Genomic DNA, 13687 nt, shown 5'->3' on the forward strand with positions numbered 1-13687 from the left:
CAGTCTAGTCGGACTCGGCGCTGACCTCAGTTGCCGATGCGCTGGTAGGCGGAGGAATCGGCGTTGTCGATCGTCGAGTGCTTGCGGTTGTCGCGCATGAACAGGACGGCGACCAGGCCGACGACGGCGATGATGACGACGTAGAGACCGAACCAGGCCCCGATTCCGGCGTTGCTGAACCACAGGGCGACGTATTCCGCGGACCCGCCGAAGATCGAATTGCCCACCGCGTAGGTGAAGCCGACGCCGATTCCACGGATGTGGGCGGGGAACATCTCCGCCTTCACGATGCCGGAGATCGAGGTGTACATGCTGATGAACGCCATGGTGACGAGGATGAGGAGTCCTGCGACCACCGGGGACGTCGCGGAGCCGATGAGGCTGAGCATCGGGATCGGCAGGATGATCATGCCGATGACGAAGATGAGCATGTTGTTCTTGCGCCCGATCTTGTCCGAGAGCTTTCCGGCTGCCGGCTGCATGAACACGAAGACGAGCAGGCAGATCGTCATCAGGTCGGCGATCGAACCCTTGTTGAATGTCTCCTCACCGGCGGTGCCCTCGTTGGTGAGGAGCAGGTACTTCTGCATGTAGGTGGTGAAGACGTAGAAGACCAGGGAGCCGACGCTGGTGATGCCGAGGACGACGAAGAAGGCGCGCGGATGGCGCAGGACCTCACGGAAGCTGCCGGAGTTCTCGTTCGTCCGCGATTCTGCGGAGGTGGTCTCTTCGAGGCCGCGGCGCAGCCACAGGGAGACGACGGCGGCAGCGGCACCGATGACGAACGGCAGTCGCCACCAGCCGGCTTCGATCTGTTCGGTGCCCAGGGTGTGGGTCATGATGACGGCCAGGAGGCTGGCCAGCAGCTGTCCGCCGATGAGTGTGACGTACTGGAAGGAGGAGTAGAAGCCGCGCTTACCTTCTGTGGCGACCTCGGACATGTAGGTCGCGGTGGCGCCGTATTCGCCGCCGACGGCCAGTCCCTGGATCATGCGCACCACGAGCAGGAGGATCGGCGCCAGCGCCCCGGCGGTGGCCGCGGTCGGCAGAATGGCCATGAGCAGGGATCCGGCGCACATGAGCAGGATCGAGATGAGCATCGAGTTCTTACGGCCGAGGCGGTCGGCTGCGCGTCCGAAGACGTAGCCGCCGATGGGGCGCATGAGGAAGCCGATGAAGAAGACGCCTGCGGCCTGCATGAGTGAGAGCGCTTGGTTGCCTGAGACGAAGAACTGGTCAGCGAAGTACACGCTGAAGAATGAGTAGATGTAGAAGTCGAACCATTCGACGAGGTTTCCCGAGGATGCGGCCAGGATCGACTTGATCGTCTTCCATTCCGACTTCTTCTCGCCCTTGGTGCCCGTGTTCGGGGCCTGCATACTCTTGTTCTCTGCCACTGACGATTCTTCTTTCTCACCACAAGTTCTGTTACTGCCCGGGGTAACGTTACTCCCGGCCGAAATGGGTGAGTGACCCGGGGCATGGTCGGGTCCTAGCTGGGGCTTTGCTCGTGGCTGGTGAGGACCTTGGCCGAAAGGCAGTATCGAGTCGGAGAACGGCTGAGATGCTCGTCAGAGGATCGCCGTGCGCAGGTATGCTATTTATTGAGAGTGCTTCGTCCAATGTCGTATCAGGAGAAACCATGACAATTCTCGTCGGCTATTCCCCCTCCCCCGAAGGCAAGGCTGCCGTCACGTTCGGCATCGATCAGGCCAAGGCCTTCGATGACACCGTGATCGTGCTCAATGCTGGCGTCGGAGAGACGCCCGACGAACGCGGTGTGGCGACGCACCAGGATATGGAGGAGCTCAAGGAGGCGCTGCGTTCATCCGAGGTCTCCCATGAGATTCTGCAGTTCCTGCGCGGCAATGATCCCGTCGAAGAGCTCCTCGCCCTCGCCGAGGCGACCGAGGACACCCGCATGATCGTGATCGGATCGCGTCGCCGCTCCCCCGTCGGCAAACTCATCATGGGCTCGACGGCTCAGCGCATCATCCTCGACTCCGATGTCCCCGTCGTCTCTGTGAAGGCCGACCGGAAGAAATGACAAAGCTGCCGGCCGGCACGGAAGCTCGTGTATAGTCGTACTTCCGTGTCGGCAGACACGCTGGCTGCGCCACCTCGCGCAGTGAACACACACGAAGGAATCCATTGATGAACGTTTACGCCTCATCGCGCGAACTCCTGGGATCGAAGCAATTCGAATCCCAGCATCAGTCGACCCTTCGGTGGCGCGACATCTGACCTAGCGCAAGTCAGCATGCCCCGCACCGATCAACGGTTCGGGGCTTTTTTCATGTCGCAGCCATGGCTTTCCAGATCTAGGCGATGTGGGTCCCGAACCTCACAACAGAGAAATCAGGAAAGGACCATGGAAAAACTCAGCAAGCGGCTGATCTCCTGGGCGTCACTTCTCGATGAGAAGACCCTCGAGCAGGCGCACACAACTGCGCGAATGCCGTTCATCTACCCTCACCTGGCGCTCATGCCCGATGCCCACCTGGGCAAGGGCGCGACCGTCGGATCGGTCATTCCCACCCTGGGCGCGATCATCCCCGCCGCGGTCGGAGTCGACATCGGCTGCGGCATGATCGCCGTGCGCACACAGTTCACCAGACAGGATCTCGAGGCGCGCGATCTCACCGGACTGCGCGAAGCCATCGAACGGGCAGTGCCGACCTCGGCAGGGGCCTACAACCGCAAGATCGTCGCCACGGCGGCGCCACGCATCGCCGAGCTCGAGGAGTTGGCGGAGAGGTCCGAATTCGACCCTTCCGACTATGCCGGACACTGGCGGCATCAGCTGGGATCGCTGGGCTCGGGCAACCACTTCATCGAGGTCTCCGTCGACGAGGACGATCGGGTGTGGATGTTCCTGCATTCAGGATCGAGAGGCGTCGGCAACAAGATCGCCACTCACCACATCAAGGTCGCCGTACAGCTGAACAAGAAATGGTGGATCGATCTTCCGGACCCGGATCTCGCCTACCTCGTAGAGGGCACTCCTGAGTTCTCCGCCTACATCCGTCAGCTGAAGTGGGCTCAGCACTTCGCCCTGCTCAACCGGGAGGAGATGATGGACCGGGTGGCCCGGCAGCTGTCGGAGACGATGGGTGAGACCGTGGTCGAGGCGGAGCGCATCAACTGCCACCACAACTTCACCCAGTCCGAGAAGCACTTCAACAAGACGGTGTGGGTATCGAGAAAGGGCGCGATCGAGGCCGATGCCGGACGGCCAGGCCTCATCCCTGGATCGATGGGCACCGCATCCTACGTCGTTGAGGGCAAGGGAGATCCCGTATCGCTGAACTCCTCACCACATGGTGCGGGGCGGCAGTATTCCCGTACCGCAGCCAGGAAGACGTTCAGCCATGACCAGCTTCGGGAGGCCATGGTCGGCATCGAGTACCGGGACACTGACGCTTTCATCGATGAGATCCCGCAGGCGTACAAGCCGATCGACCAGGTGATGGCCGATGCTTCGGCGCTGGTCGAGATCAGGCATACGCTGCGTCAGCTCGTCAACGTCAAGGGAGACTGAGCAGGAACGGCCGACGGTCGACCGACCTGAGACTTGGGTCGGTCGGTCGGCCTCTACGCCTCTACTCAGGACTCGGCATTTAGGATTCGACGATGGCTGCGATGAGAGCGTCGACGTCCTCGGCTGTGGTGTCGAATGCGCACATGAGGCGCACTACGTTCTCGGCCATGGGCCAGTTCGCGAAGGCGAACTTCTGTCGTGCCCGTGCCGAGACCTCTTCGGGCATGTGTACGAAGACGACGTTGGATTCGGTCTTGGCCACGATCGAAATATCGGGGGCACGGTCGGTGGACACCGCCTCGGCGAGGCCATCTGCCAGCCTCCGGGCCATGGAGTTGGCGTGATTCGCCGAGGTGGACCACAGGTCGCCGTCGTAGAGGGCATTGAGTTGGGCGGAGAGGAAGCGCATCTTCGATGACAGCTGCAGATTCATCTTCCGCAGGAACTTCATCCCCTGGCCGATGTCGGGATTGAGGACGACGATCGCTTCGGCGCCGAGGAGCCCGTTCTTCGTCCCGCCGAGGCTGATGATGTCGACTCCGACGTCGGTGGTAATGGCTCCGAGGCCGGTGCCGAGATAGGCGGCGGCGTTGCCCAATCGGGAGCCGTCGACGTGAAGGATCATGTCTAGACCGTGCGCGGTGTCCGCGATAGCACGGATCTCGTCGGGCGTGTACGTCGTTCCCCACTCGGTCGATTGGGAGATGCTCACTGCCAGGGGCTGTGCGTTGTGCTCATTGCCGCGGCCGAGGACGGCACCGTTGATGATCTCGGGCGTCAGTTTGCCGTCTGGAGTCGGGGCACCGATGACTTTGAGTCCGCCGACCTTCTCCGGGGCTCCGGTTTCGTCGTAGTTGATGTGGGCCGATGCGGCGGTGATGACGGCCGCCCAGCGGGGCAGAGCCGACTGCAGTGCCAGCACGTTGGCTCCGGTGCCGTTGAAGACTGGGAACGCCTGGGCGGAGGGACCGAAATGGCCCTTCATGACCTCACCGAAGCGCGCAGTCCAGGGATCCCCACCGTAGCCGGGCGTGTGTCCGACATTGGCCTCGGCGATGGCGGCGATGACTTCCGGATGGGCGCCGGCCCAGTTGTCGGAGCCGAAGTTGCGCGGATGGGCGCCCGGGGAGGTGTCAACGGCCGGTGGGTTGAGGGGCGTCGACTGATCGAGGGGCGTCGTCTGATCGGCCTGTGGGTTCTGGGACAGCGGTGTCTGGTCATTCACATGTTCAGATTAGCGTCCCGTGCCGACCCCGCACAGTCCGTTCCATAACCACCTGTTGCAAGGGGGTGATTTGATGCTGGCGGGTCGGGTTGCTGAACCAATTGGAGGAAAAGCGAGTATCGGGGTGATTTGCTGCTCCCGGTGCGTGACGCATCATTACGTGTGGCGCCGCCCACCCACTTTCCTGCGGACATACAACACCGCGGTCCAAGTGCAGGTGCCCAGCATGTGTGCTGAGCGATCGCACTTGGACCGCGCTGTGAGTGAGTCAGACGACTCAGGCGAGGAGTTCGCGCATGAGGTCAGCGGTCTCGGTCGGAGTCTTGCCGACCTTCACGCCTGCAGCCTCAAGGGCCTCCTTCTTCGCCGCAGCGGTTCCTGAGGAGCCGGAGACGATGGCGCCGGCGTGGCCCATGGTCTTGCCCTCGGGAGCGGTGAAGCCTGCAACGTAGCCGACGACCGGCTTCGTCACGTTGTCCTTGATGTAGGCAGCGGCACGCTCTTCAGCGTCACCACCGATCTCGCCGATCATGACGATGGCTTCGGTCTCGGGGTCATTCTCGAAGGCCTCGAGCGCATCGATGTGCGTGGTGCCGATGACCGGGTCACCACCGATTCCGATGGCGGTGGAGAAGCCGAGGTCACGCAGTTCGTACATCATCTGGTAGGTCAGCGTGCCGGACTTGGAGACCAGTCCGAGCTTGCCCTTCTTGGTGATGTTGGCAGGAATGATGCCTGCCAGCGAAGCCTCTGGCGAGATGATGCCCGGGCAGTTGGGTCCGATGATGCGGGTCGCATTGTCTGCGGCCTGCGCACGAGCCCACACCTCGGCAGCGTCCTGGACTGGAATGCCCTCGGTGATGATGACGAGCAGACCGATCTTGGCGTCGATGGCCTCGATCGCAGCATCCTTGGAGAATGCCGGCGGCACGAAGGCCACGGAGACGTCGGCGCCAGTGGCTTCCATCGCCTCGGAGACGGAGCCGAAGACGGGCAGCTCAACTTCGTTGCCGTCCTTGTCGTTGTGCTTGACGGTGGTGCCGGCCTTGCGGGCGTTGACACCGCCGACGACGTTGGATCCGGCTGCGAGCATGCGCGCAGTGTGCTTGGTTCCTTCGCCGCCGGTGATGCCCTGGACGATGATCTTCGAATCGGAATTCAGGAAGATAGACATTTATGTAAAGACCTTTCCTTACTTGGCAGCAGCCAGTTCGGCGGCCTTGTCGGCTCCACCGTCCATGGTGTCGGTCAGAGTGACGAGTGGGTTCGCGGCTTCCTTGAGGATCGCACGTCCTTCTTCGACGTTGTTTCCGTCGAGGCGGACGACGAGTGGCTTGGTGGCCTGGTCGCCGAGGATCTCGAGAGCCTTGACGATGCCGTCGGCTACAGCGTCACACGCGGTGATTCCGCCGAAGACGTTGACGAAGACTGACTTGACCTGCTCATCGCCGAGGATGACCTCGAGCCCGTTGGCCATGACCTCAGCAGAGGCGCCGCCTCCGATGTCGAGGAAGTTGGCAGGCTTGACGTTGCTGTGCTTCTCACCGGCGTAGGCGACGACGTCGAGGGTCGACATGACGAGTCCGGCACCGTTTCCGATGATTCCGACTTCGCCGTCGAGCTTGACGTAGTTGAGGTCGAGCTTCTTGGCCTTGAGCTCGAGTGGGTTCTCTGCGCTGTCGTCGCGCAGTTCCTCATGCTCGGGCTGACGGAAGTCGGCGTTCTCATCGAGAGACACCTTTCCGTCGAGTGCGATGATGTCACCGGCACCGGTCTTGACCAGTGGGTTGACCTCGACCAGCGATGCGTCTTCCTTCTCGAAGACGGTCCACAGGGACATCAGCACAGGGGCCACCTTAGCGGCGGTGTCTGCGTCGAATCCTGCTTCCTTGGCGATCTCTTCGGCCTTGGCGGCATCGATTCCGTCGATGGCAGAGACTGGGATCTTGGCGAGTGCTTCCGGGCGTTCCTCGGCGAGCTGCTCGATCTCCACTCCGCCTTCCTTGGAGCACATGGCCAAGTAGGTGCGGTTGGACCGGTCGAGGAGAACCGAGAAGTAGTATTCTTCAGCGATGTCTGCACCTTCGGCGATCATCACCTTTTCGGTGATGTGGCCCTTGATGTCGAGACCCAGGATGTCCTTGGCGCGAGCTTCGGCTTCCTCAGGATTCTTCGCAACCTTGACGCCGCCGGCCTTGCCGCGGCCGCCCATCTTGACCTGAGACTTGACGACGACGACTCCGCCGCCAAGATCTTCGGCTGCCTTCTTCGCAGCTTCTGGTGTCGTCGCGACCTGAGCCTTGAGCACGGGCACTCCGTGCTTCTCAAACAGGTCACGTGCTTGATACTCGAAAAGATCCACGTGTATTCCTTCGTTTCTGCTGCGGCGTCTTTTGGCTCCGCAGGTGCGTTGACGGATGCAACAACCATCAACCACTTTATTCCCATACACGCACTTCCATCCAAACGTGCAGGCCAAATCCGTCAATGAGTAAGAAATGTCTCGTGAAAAAGTATCTTTGGCGCAAAGATTCTTGATCTGGACGTAAAATCGGAACATGGACGAGGTTGATCGGATTGTCGCGGCATGGCGCCACGAGCGCCCGGATCTCGACGTGTCCCCGATGGAGATACTCTCCCGAGTCTCCCGCTTGGCCCGCCAACTGGATTTGGCGCGGAAGTCGAGCTTCAGCGACTACGGCATCGAAGGCTGGGCCTTCGACGTGCTCTCGGCCCTGCGCCGCTCTGGTGAGCCCTACCAACTGTCCCCCTCGACTCTGCTGCAGGAGACGCTGGTCACCAGCGGCACCATGACCAACCGCATCGATCGCTTGGTCACGGCCGGTTGGGTCGAACGACTGCCCGATCCCGGAGATCGCCGAGGTGTGCTCGTGCGGTTGACCGTCGATGGTCGCGCCACCGTCGACTCTGCTCTGGCCGACCTTCTGGTCAAGGAGCGTGAGATCCTCAGCGACCTCACCCCGGCTGGTCGCCGCAAGCTCGCTTCCCTGCTGCGCCAGCTCTCAACCGGCTTCGACGGCGACGAAGACTGAACCGAAGACCAGCTGAGCCGAAGACCACAGGGAAGACCCGGGCGAATCGGGACGAACCGATGGAGGAGTTCAAGGATGAACGAGAAAGAGAGACCATGACCGAGACGAACCTCAACGATTGGGCCGGAGTTGAACCACCTCGGCGGGAGACGATCCACGGCCGCTATGTCGACCTCGAGCCCCTCGATGCCGGGCAGCACTCGGATTCGCTCTTCACGGCCGCGTCCGCAGACGGTTCGGATGAGCGATTCCGCTACCTGCCGCAGGCGCCGCAGCGTGCGCGCGCAGACTTCGATGATTGGATGGCTACGGCCTCGCAGTCTCCAGATCCGTTGTTCTTCGCAGTCGTCGACCACAGCACCAAGCGGGCCGAGGGACGCCAGGCGCTGATGCGCATCGATGCGAACAACGGCGTCATCGAGATCGGCAACATCCTGTGGGGACCGGCACTCTCACGCACCCGGGGAGCCACCGAGGCGCTCTTCCTCTTCGCCGATCTTGCCTTTGCCAGCGGATACAGGCGCTTCGAGTGGAAGTGCGATGACGACAACGCTCCGTCGAAGAAGGCTGCGACTCGTTTCGGGTTCACCTTTGAGGGACTGTTCCGACAGCACATGGTCGTGAAGGGCCGCAACCGCGACACCGCCTGGTTCTCCATCATCGACACCGAATGGCCCAGTCTGCGCGCGGCCTATGTGCAGTGGCTCGATGAGGACAACTTCGACGATTCCGGCGCACAGAAGGTCAGCCTGAGCGATCTCATGCCGGCCCGCGACCAGTAGCCGCTGCCCGCAGTGACTGCCGCGCGCAGCAGCTGCTGCGCAGAGCAATCGGGGCCGGGTCAGCGCGTCCACCGGGGCGAGCGCAAGCTCTCGGATTAGGCTGGAATCAAGGCTGGGCTCCTGGCCCGGCACCGCCACGCCGACCACCTTTCGAGGAACCATGCGCATTCGCTCTCTTGCCCTCCTGACCACCGCCGCAGTGCTGGCCACGACGACAGCCTGCGTTCCCACCTCGGAGGAGACCCGTCCCGCACCGCGTCCCTCCGTCAGCGAAGAGGAGGTCACTCCGGTCGAGACTCCTGATGACGCTCCGAAGGTCTCCATCGTCGACTCCTCCCCCGGCGGAGCGAAGGATGCCGATCCACTGTGGCAGGGCCTCGCCGAGGCGGCCGCGAACAAATCCGAGGCCTACCTCAAGGTCTACGTCCACACCGGCAACCCCGACGTTCCCGATTCCGGCGAGGCCACCATCACCGCCGACACCCCGGACAGTGTCAGTGTCACCGTCGATGCCGAGAATGTCGATACCGAGAAGTCGCCCTTCCTGCTCATCCAGGGCACCTTCACCGTTGAGGAGATCGGCGGGTCCGCATACACGCTGAAGGCGGAGAACTCCGATGAGATTTCCGAGCTCAATCCGAAGGGCCCCGATGATGAGGCTCGGTGCACGGCCGATGATGCTCAGGACCGCATCTCCCTGGCTGCTCAGGACCTGGCCGATGATCCCGATAAGCGTGAGGACTTCCGTCAGCAGTGGGGCGCATCTCCGCAGGTCTGGTGGGGCATCCAGAAGACCGCAGACAGTCTCAACCAAGAGGGCGGCGTCGCCGGGGACTTCCTCACCGAAGCCTGCGGGGAGTACCTGCAGCAGTAAGGCAAACACCTCAGATCTCGGATGAGAGGCTCACACCCCATGAGGATCGCGATCGTTGGAGCCGGCATCGGCGGGCTCTCAGCCGCCGTGGGTCTGCAGAGGGCCGGTGCGAACGTCACCGTGTTTGAGAAGGCCGCCGAGGTGCGTGCTGGGGGTTCTGGTCTGTCCGTCTTCGCCAATGGGCTCAGGGCCCTCGAAGCACTCGGCCTTGGTCCTCAATTCGCCGCGATCACGGACAAGCAAGCCGAATCCTTCGCTGCGGGCCAACGGCGCCCCGACGGACGCTGGATCGCACGCCTTCCCACAGACAGTGTCGGTGAGCTGCGCATCGTCGATCGAGCCGACCTCCACCGAGTCCTGCTCGATGCTCTCGATGAAGCAACGGTGCGCACCAACGCCCTGGTCACCTCGGCGAGCATTGATGGCACGGTGACGATCCGGTCCGGGAGGGACGCGGAGTCAGAAGAATCACCGCCGGACTCCTCGGAACGCTTCGACCTCGTCATCGGCGCCGACGGTCTCAACAGTCAGGTGAGAGAAACCGTCACGTCCGGAATCGGACCCCGCTATTCGGGCTATTCGTGTTGGCGTGGGATCACCGAACGCCCTGTAGACCTGGGTGGAGCCGCTGGCGAGACCGTGGGGCGGGGCCTGCGCTTCGGCATCGCTCCACTCAACGACGGGCGCGTGTACTGGTTCGCGGTGGCGAACATGCCCCAACACGCATCTTTCGCCGATGAGAAGGCGACTGCGCGGGACCTGTTCTCCGGCTGGCACGCACCGATCGCTGAACTCATTGCCACGACACCGAACGACCGAATCCGGCGGACCCCGATTTCAGACCTCGCCACTCCCCTGGCGACCTACTACCGGGGACGCGTCGTCCTCCTCGGCGATGCCGCTCATGCGATGACGCCGAACCTGGGTCAGGGCGGCGGTCAGGCCCTCGAAGACGCCGCCACGCTGACCGCGCTGCTGGCACCGGTCATCGCAGAGTCGTCTGGCCGGACAGCCCTGGCGGGCCCGGCGGCAAACGTCGACGTTTCGCTGCGTCGCTATGACCAGCTGCGGAGAAAACGCAGTCAGTCGATTGCAGCGAAGTCACGGACCCTCGGCGCCGTTTTCCAGTTTCAATCCCCGCTGCTGGCCGGGATTCGCGATGCGATCTTCACGGCTGTGCCTTCGAAGTTCACGGCTGCCCAGGCCGCCAGTGTGCAGCGGTGGCAGCCGCCGAGCGCCTGAGCAGGCAGCACCCGATGTGTCACATCACGGGCGAGGCACGTCAGGGAACCCCGTCCATTGCAGCTGTGGCGGCAGATGGCCCATGTCGTTGAACATGATGATCGTCGGCGGAAGCTGGAGTCGGTGTTCGATGACCGTCAGCGCCGTGTTGGCACTGTTGAGACCCAGCCACCGCTGCGGTGGCGCGTCCAAGGCATCACGCACAAGCCAGGCGATCGGATACGCATGGGTGATGAGCACCTCGTGCACATCGTCATCGCGGGTGCCAATGGCGTCAAACGAAGCCGTGCCGAAACGAGCGGTGAGACTGTCAGCGATCGCGCACCCGGCGTCGGCTTCTTCGCTTGCATACCCGTCGAAGAACGGCACCCACGCCGGCGGAGTCTCAGCCGGAGTCGGCACGTAGGGGACGTGGTCGATCAACTCCGGCGCCTCCCCTACTGTGACCTTGCCAGTGAGGAAGATGTTGAGCTCCCGGGAGCTGTCGGCGGCGCGAGGCAGCGGCGAATGCCAGATAGCCTCAATGGGCAGATGCGCCAGGCGCCGCCCCAGGAGTCGCGCCTGCTCGCGGCCCCTGTCGGTGAGGTTCCCGAACGCGTCAGCATCGCCGTGACGTGCGATGTAGAGATATCGTGTTCCCATCATCCATTCCTGAGTCAGTGGATTGTGATCGTTCCCGCTGTTCCGTCCATGGTGATGAGATCACCGTTGACAATGCGGGCCCTCGCCGAGGTGACACCGAGGACTGCGGGGATGCCGTATTCTCGCGCGACGATCGCTGCATGCGAAAGCGCCCCTCCCACCTCGGTGATGACACCGGCAGCGATCGAGAACAGGGGCGTCCAAGAGGGATCGGTGTAGGCGCAGATCACCACTTCACCGGGCTTGACGTCGGAAAACGCGGACAGGCCAGAGACGATCCGAGCGGGCGCTGTCACTACCCCGTGCGCCCCTGGAGTACCCATCAGGGTCGCCTCGGGTGCCAGGTCGGAGTTGCCGTGCCTGCCGATGCTGATGTCCTGTCCCGTGTTGCTGGCAGTTCTGGTAACAGGCAACGCCGGCAGAGCAGCGGTCACTGGGCGCGATTGCACGACCCAGATCGCGCTGTCTGCGATGGCCCATTCGATATCCTGCGGACCACCGAGGACGGCAGATGCCCGCTCACCCAGAGATTTCAGACGAAGGAGCGTCTCGTCATCGAGCGTTCGACTGGTCTGAAGCTCCTCCGCGACCGCAGTGGTCTTCGTCCCATTATGGTCTTCAACGGTATCGGTTCGGACATTTTTGACTCCGATGGCGGCGGTGATGGCGCCGCTGGATCCGACCTCGAATGCATCGGGTGTCAGTCCACCGTTGACGACGGAGGGCCCGAGTCCCCACGATGATTCGATTCGGGTTGGGTCGCCCACGCTTCGGGGTGTGAACATCACGCCTGCGACTTCGGCCTCGACAAGAACCTGCACGAGAACCGCCATGCCTGTCATGGGAACCCCCGAGTGACCGCCTCGGCGACGGTAGTCTCGAACACGCGCCGAGTCTGCTGAGCGTCTGCAGGACGCAATCGCCGCACACACATCGTCGGTGCCGCGGACGCCGAGGACGGTGTCATACATTCCTGCAGCGGATGTGTCTGCTCTGTCCTCATCGGCGGCCGAGGATCGCACCGCCACCACCGGATCACCCAGGCGCGAGAGTTCCTGGTCAATCCAGTCGCGCACCATTTCACCGCGCTGAGAGGCTGAGGAGGGGTCGGCACGCACGACGAAGCCGTCGGGCACCGGAAGGCCGGCGCGCAGAAGCCTAGCCAGCGACCTGGCCTTTCCTCCGGACAGAGCATCGTGCGCGTTGGAAAGCGATCTCACCATCACCCCTCCTTCAACGTTATGTTGACAACATAATGTTGATGATAGCAGGATGTGGCCTATGGATGGCAAGCATGAGACAGACCACACCAGCCCCGTAGACAGAGCGGTCGGAGACCATGCAGAGGCGCAGCGCGAACATGATGCGCAGGCTCGACTCCTGGCTCTCGGCGCGGATCGGCTGGAGGCCCGTGAGTGGCGTCCTGAACCCGCCCCGCCCACCGCGGTCGACCTCACCCAGTTCGCACTGTGGAGATCGACAGACCTCGGCCCTGAGGATCTCCGCGCGGGATTGGCTCTGCTTCCCGCAGCTCGCGCGGAGGTCGAGGGAGTCGAGATCGGGCTCATCTTCGCTGCCCGAAACGAGGGACTGACATGGTCGCAGATCGCCGCAACAATGGGCTTCCGATCGCCACAGGCCTGCCAACAGTATGTGGCTCGTCTGAGCTCTCGCCAGGATAGGCAGCGATGAGCCACCATTCAGAGCCTCAGCTCCTGGTCCTCCATGCGGTACGACTGCTCGGCTTCGCCGGCGTTGACGCCATTGCCCAACGTGCGGGAGCCAGCACTGAGGAGACCCTGATCCTGCTGCGCCAGGCTGAACGCAGCGGCTGGGTGCAGCACCTCGAGTTCTTCGACACCGATGGCTGGTCGCTGACCGACTTCGGCAAATGGGAGAATGAGCGAGAGCTCGCACTCGAACGTCACCATGCCGATCCCGACGGTGAGATCGCCGCGGTCTACAGAGACTTTCTCCCGCTCAACGCCCGGATGCTGAGGGCGACCACCGCCTGGCAGATCGGGCCCAGCGCCGTTGACGCCTTCGCGAGCAACGATCATTCCGACGCAGGGTGGGACGCAGAAGTCCTCGATGAGTTCGAGAGGTTGGGTGTCGAACTCGCTCCTCTGGTCGAAAGGCTGACGAAGGTCCTGACGCGATTTGAGGGAATTCTGACCCGCTACGAGACTGCCTTGCGCAGAGCCAAATCAGGCCAGACTATGTGGGTCGATCGGAGCGATGTCGATTCGTGCCATCTCGTCTGGTTCCAGCTCCACGAGGATCTCATCGCCACTCTGGGCCTTGATCGCGGCACCGAGGTCTGAGGCC

General features: G+C 62.8%; 14 protein-coding genes. 8 read left to right on the plus strand and 6 right to left on the minus strand.

The window, feature by feature from the left end; all coding sequences use genetic code 11:
- Positions 1-26: 26 nt before the first annotated feature.
- The gene (locus CXR25_RS13370) at positions 27-1397 is read right to left on the minus strand and encodes an MFS transporter (RefSeq protein WP_096161213.1); all 1371 of its coding nucleotides are present in this window, start codon (positions 1395-1397) and stop codon (positions 27-29) included.
- A 245-nt stretch (positions 1398-1642) separates the two neighbouring features.
- On the opposite strand from CXR25_RS13370, the gene CXR25_RS13375 reads away from it, so the two are divergent.
- Complete coding sequence (locus CXR25_RS13375) at positions 1643-2047, plus strand: universal stress protein (protein ID WP_009885131.1); 405 nt, start codon at positions 1643-1645, stop codon at positions 2045-2047.
- A gap of 324 nt (positions 2048-2371) precedes the next feature.
- A complete protein-coding gene (locus CXR25_RS13380; protein WP_125240630.1) occupies positions 2372-3541 on the plus strand; it encodes an RtcB family protein in 1170 nt (389 codons plus the stop codon).
- A gap of 79 nt (positions 3542-3620) precedes the next feature.
- Here CXR25_RS13380 and CXR25_RS13385 read toward each other — a convergent pair whose 3' ends face one another.
- The 3 genes from CXR25_RS13385 to sucC all read right to left on the minus strand — a co-directional run bounded on the left by CXR25_RS13385 (position 3621) and on the right by sucC (position 7128).
- Entirely contained in the window at positions 3621-4766 is a 1146-nt protein-coding gene (locus CXR25_RS13385) for a threonine aldolase family protein (RefSeq protein WP_101557218.1), read from the minus strand.
- Positions 4767-5043: 277 nt separating this feature from the next.
- Positions 5044-5940, minus strand: a complete 897-nt coding sequence (sucD, locus tag CXR25_RS13390; RefSeq protein ID WP_009885128.1) for a succinate--CoA ligase subunit alpha — start codon at positions 5938-5940, stop codon at positions 5044-5046.
- 18 nt (positions 5941-5958) lie between these two features.
- On the minus strand, positions 5959-7128 hold the full coding sequence (sucC, locus tag CXR25_RS13395) for an ADP-forming succinate--CoA ligase subunit beta (protein WP_009885127.1): 1170 nt from the start codon (positions 7126-7128) through the stop codon (positions 5959-5961).
- A gap of 196 nt (positions 7129-7324) precedes the next feature.
- On the opposite strand from sucC, the gene CXR25_RS13400 reads away from it, so the two are divergent.
- The 4 genes from CXR25_RS13400 (at position 7325) to CXR25_RS13415 (ending at position 10717) form a co-directional block, all read left to right on the plus strand.
- Positions 7325-7819 carry a MarR family winged helix-turn-helix transcriptional regulator gene (locus CXR25_RS13400; RefSeq protein ID WP_009885126.1) on the plus strand — a complete coding sequence of 165 codons (495 nt, stop codon included), beginning with the start codon at positions 7325-7327 and terminating at the stop codon, positions 7817-7819.
- A 95-nt stretch (positions 7820-7914) separates the two neighbouring features.
- Positions 7915-8601 (plus strand): GNAT family N-acetyltransferase, encoded by a 687-nt coding sequence (locus tag CXR25_RS13405; protein ID WP_029417711.1) that lies wholly within the window; start codon positions 7915-7917, stop codon positions 8599-8601.
- 160 nt (positions 8602-8761) lie between these two features.
- Positions 8762-9475: a hypothetical protein gene (locus tag CXR25_RS13410; protein WP_069600609.1), complete on the plus strand. Its 714-nt coding sequence runs from the start codon at positions 8762-8764 to the stop codon at positions 9473-9475.
- 39 nt (positions 9476-9514) lie between these two features.
- Positions 9515-10717, plus strand: a complete 1203-nt coding sequence (locus CXR25_RS13415; RefSeq protein WP_096178855.1) for an FAD-dependent monooxygenase — start codon at positions 9515-9517, stop codon at positions 10715-10717.
- A gap of 24 nt (positions 10718-10741) precedes the next feature.
- Here the strand turns inward: CXR25_RS13415 and CXR25_RS13420 are convergent, their stop codons facing one another.
- Together CXR25_RS13420 and CXR25_RS13425 are read right to left on the minus strand one after the other, a co-directional pair.
- Entirely contained in the window at positions 10742-11362 is a 621-nt protein-coding gene (locus tag CXR25_RS13420; RefSeq protein WP_240518525.1) for a histidine phosphatase family protein, read from the minus strand.
- Between the two features lie 11 nt (positions 11363-11373).
- Complete coding sequence (locus CXR25_RS13425; RefSeq protein ID WP_096178857.1) at positions 11374-12582, minus strand: PEP/pyruvate-binding domain-containing protein; 1209 nt, start codon at positions 12580-12582, stop codon at positions 11374-11376.
- A gap of 58 nt (positions 12583-12640) precedes the next feature.
- Here CXR25_RS13425 and CXR25_RS13430 point away from each other — a divergent pair, with 58 nt between their 5' ends.
- The gene (locus CXR25_RS13430; protein WP_096178858.1) at positions 12641-13051 is read left to right on the plus strand and encodes a DNA-binding protein; all 411 of its coding nucleotides are present in this window, start codon (positions 12641-12643) and stop codon (positions 13049-13051) included.
- Positions 13048-13683 (plus strand): transcriptional regulator, encoded by a 636-nt coding sequence (locus CXR25_RS13435; RefSeq protein WP_096178859.1) that lies wholly within the window; start codon positions 13048-13050, stop codon positions 13681-13683. Before CXR25_RS13430 ends, CXR25_RS13435 begins: the two co-directional genes overlap by 4 nt.
- The last annotated feature ends 4 nt before the right edge of the window (positions 13684-13687 follow it).

The sequence above is a fragment of the Brevibacterium aurantiacum genome, assembly GCF_003932995.1.
In the GTDB taxonomy this organism is placed as follows: Bacteria; Actinomycetota; Actinomycetes; order Actinomycetales; family Brevibacteriaceae; genus Brevibacterium; species Brevibacterium aurantiacum.

Bases quoted from the DNA above. Each gene is read 5' to 3' on its own strand.
- CXR25_RS13400 (WP_009885126.1), top strand. From the start codon at position 7,325: ATGGACGAGGTTGATCGGATTGTCGCGGCATGGCGCCACGAGCGCCCG.
- CXR25_RS13415 (WP_096178855.1), top strand. From the start codon at position 9,515: ATGAGGATCGCGATCGTTGGAGCCGGCATCGGCGGGCTCTCAGCCGCC.
- CXR25_RS13435 (WP_096178859.1), top strand. From the start codon at position 13,048: ATGAGCCACCATTCAGAGCCTCAGCTCCTGGTCCTCCATGCGGTACGA.
- CXR25_RS13425 (WP_096178857.1), bottom strand. From the start codon at position 12,582: ATGGTGAGATCGCTTTCCAACGCGCACGATGCTCTGTCCGGAGGAAAG.
- CXR25_RS13380 (WP_125240630.1), top strand. From the start codon at position 2,372: ATGGAAAAACTCAGCAAGCGGCTGATCTCCTGGGCGTCACTTCTCGAT.
- CXR25_RS13405 (WP_029417711.1), top strand. From the start codon at position 7,915: ATGACCGAGACGAACCTCAACGATTGGGCCGGAGTTGAACCACCTCGG.
- CXR25_RS13375 (WP_009885131.1), top strand. From the start codon at position 1,643: ATGACAATTCTCGTCGGCTATTCCCCCTCCCCCGAAGGCAAGGCTGCC.
- CXR25_RS13410 (WP_069600609.1), top strand. From the start codon at position 8,762: ATGCGCATTCGCTCTCTTGCCCTCCTGACCACCGCCGCAGTGCTGGCC.
- sucD (WP_009885128.1), bottom strand. From the start codon at position 5,940: ATGTCTATCTTCCTGAATTCCGATTCGAAGATCATCGTCCAGGGCATC.
- CXR25_RS13430 (WP_096178858.1), top strand. From the start codon at position 12,641: ATGGATGGCAAGCATGAGACAGACCACACCAGCCCCGTAGACAGAGCG.
- CXR25_RS13420 (WP_240518525.1), bottom strand. From the start codon at position 11,362: ATGATGGGAACACGATATCTCTACATCGCACGTCACGGCGATGCTGAC.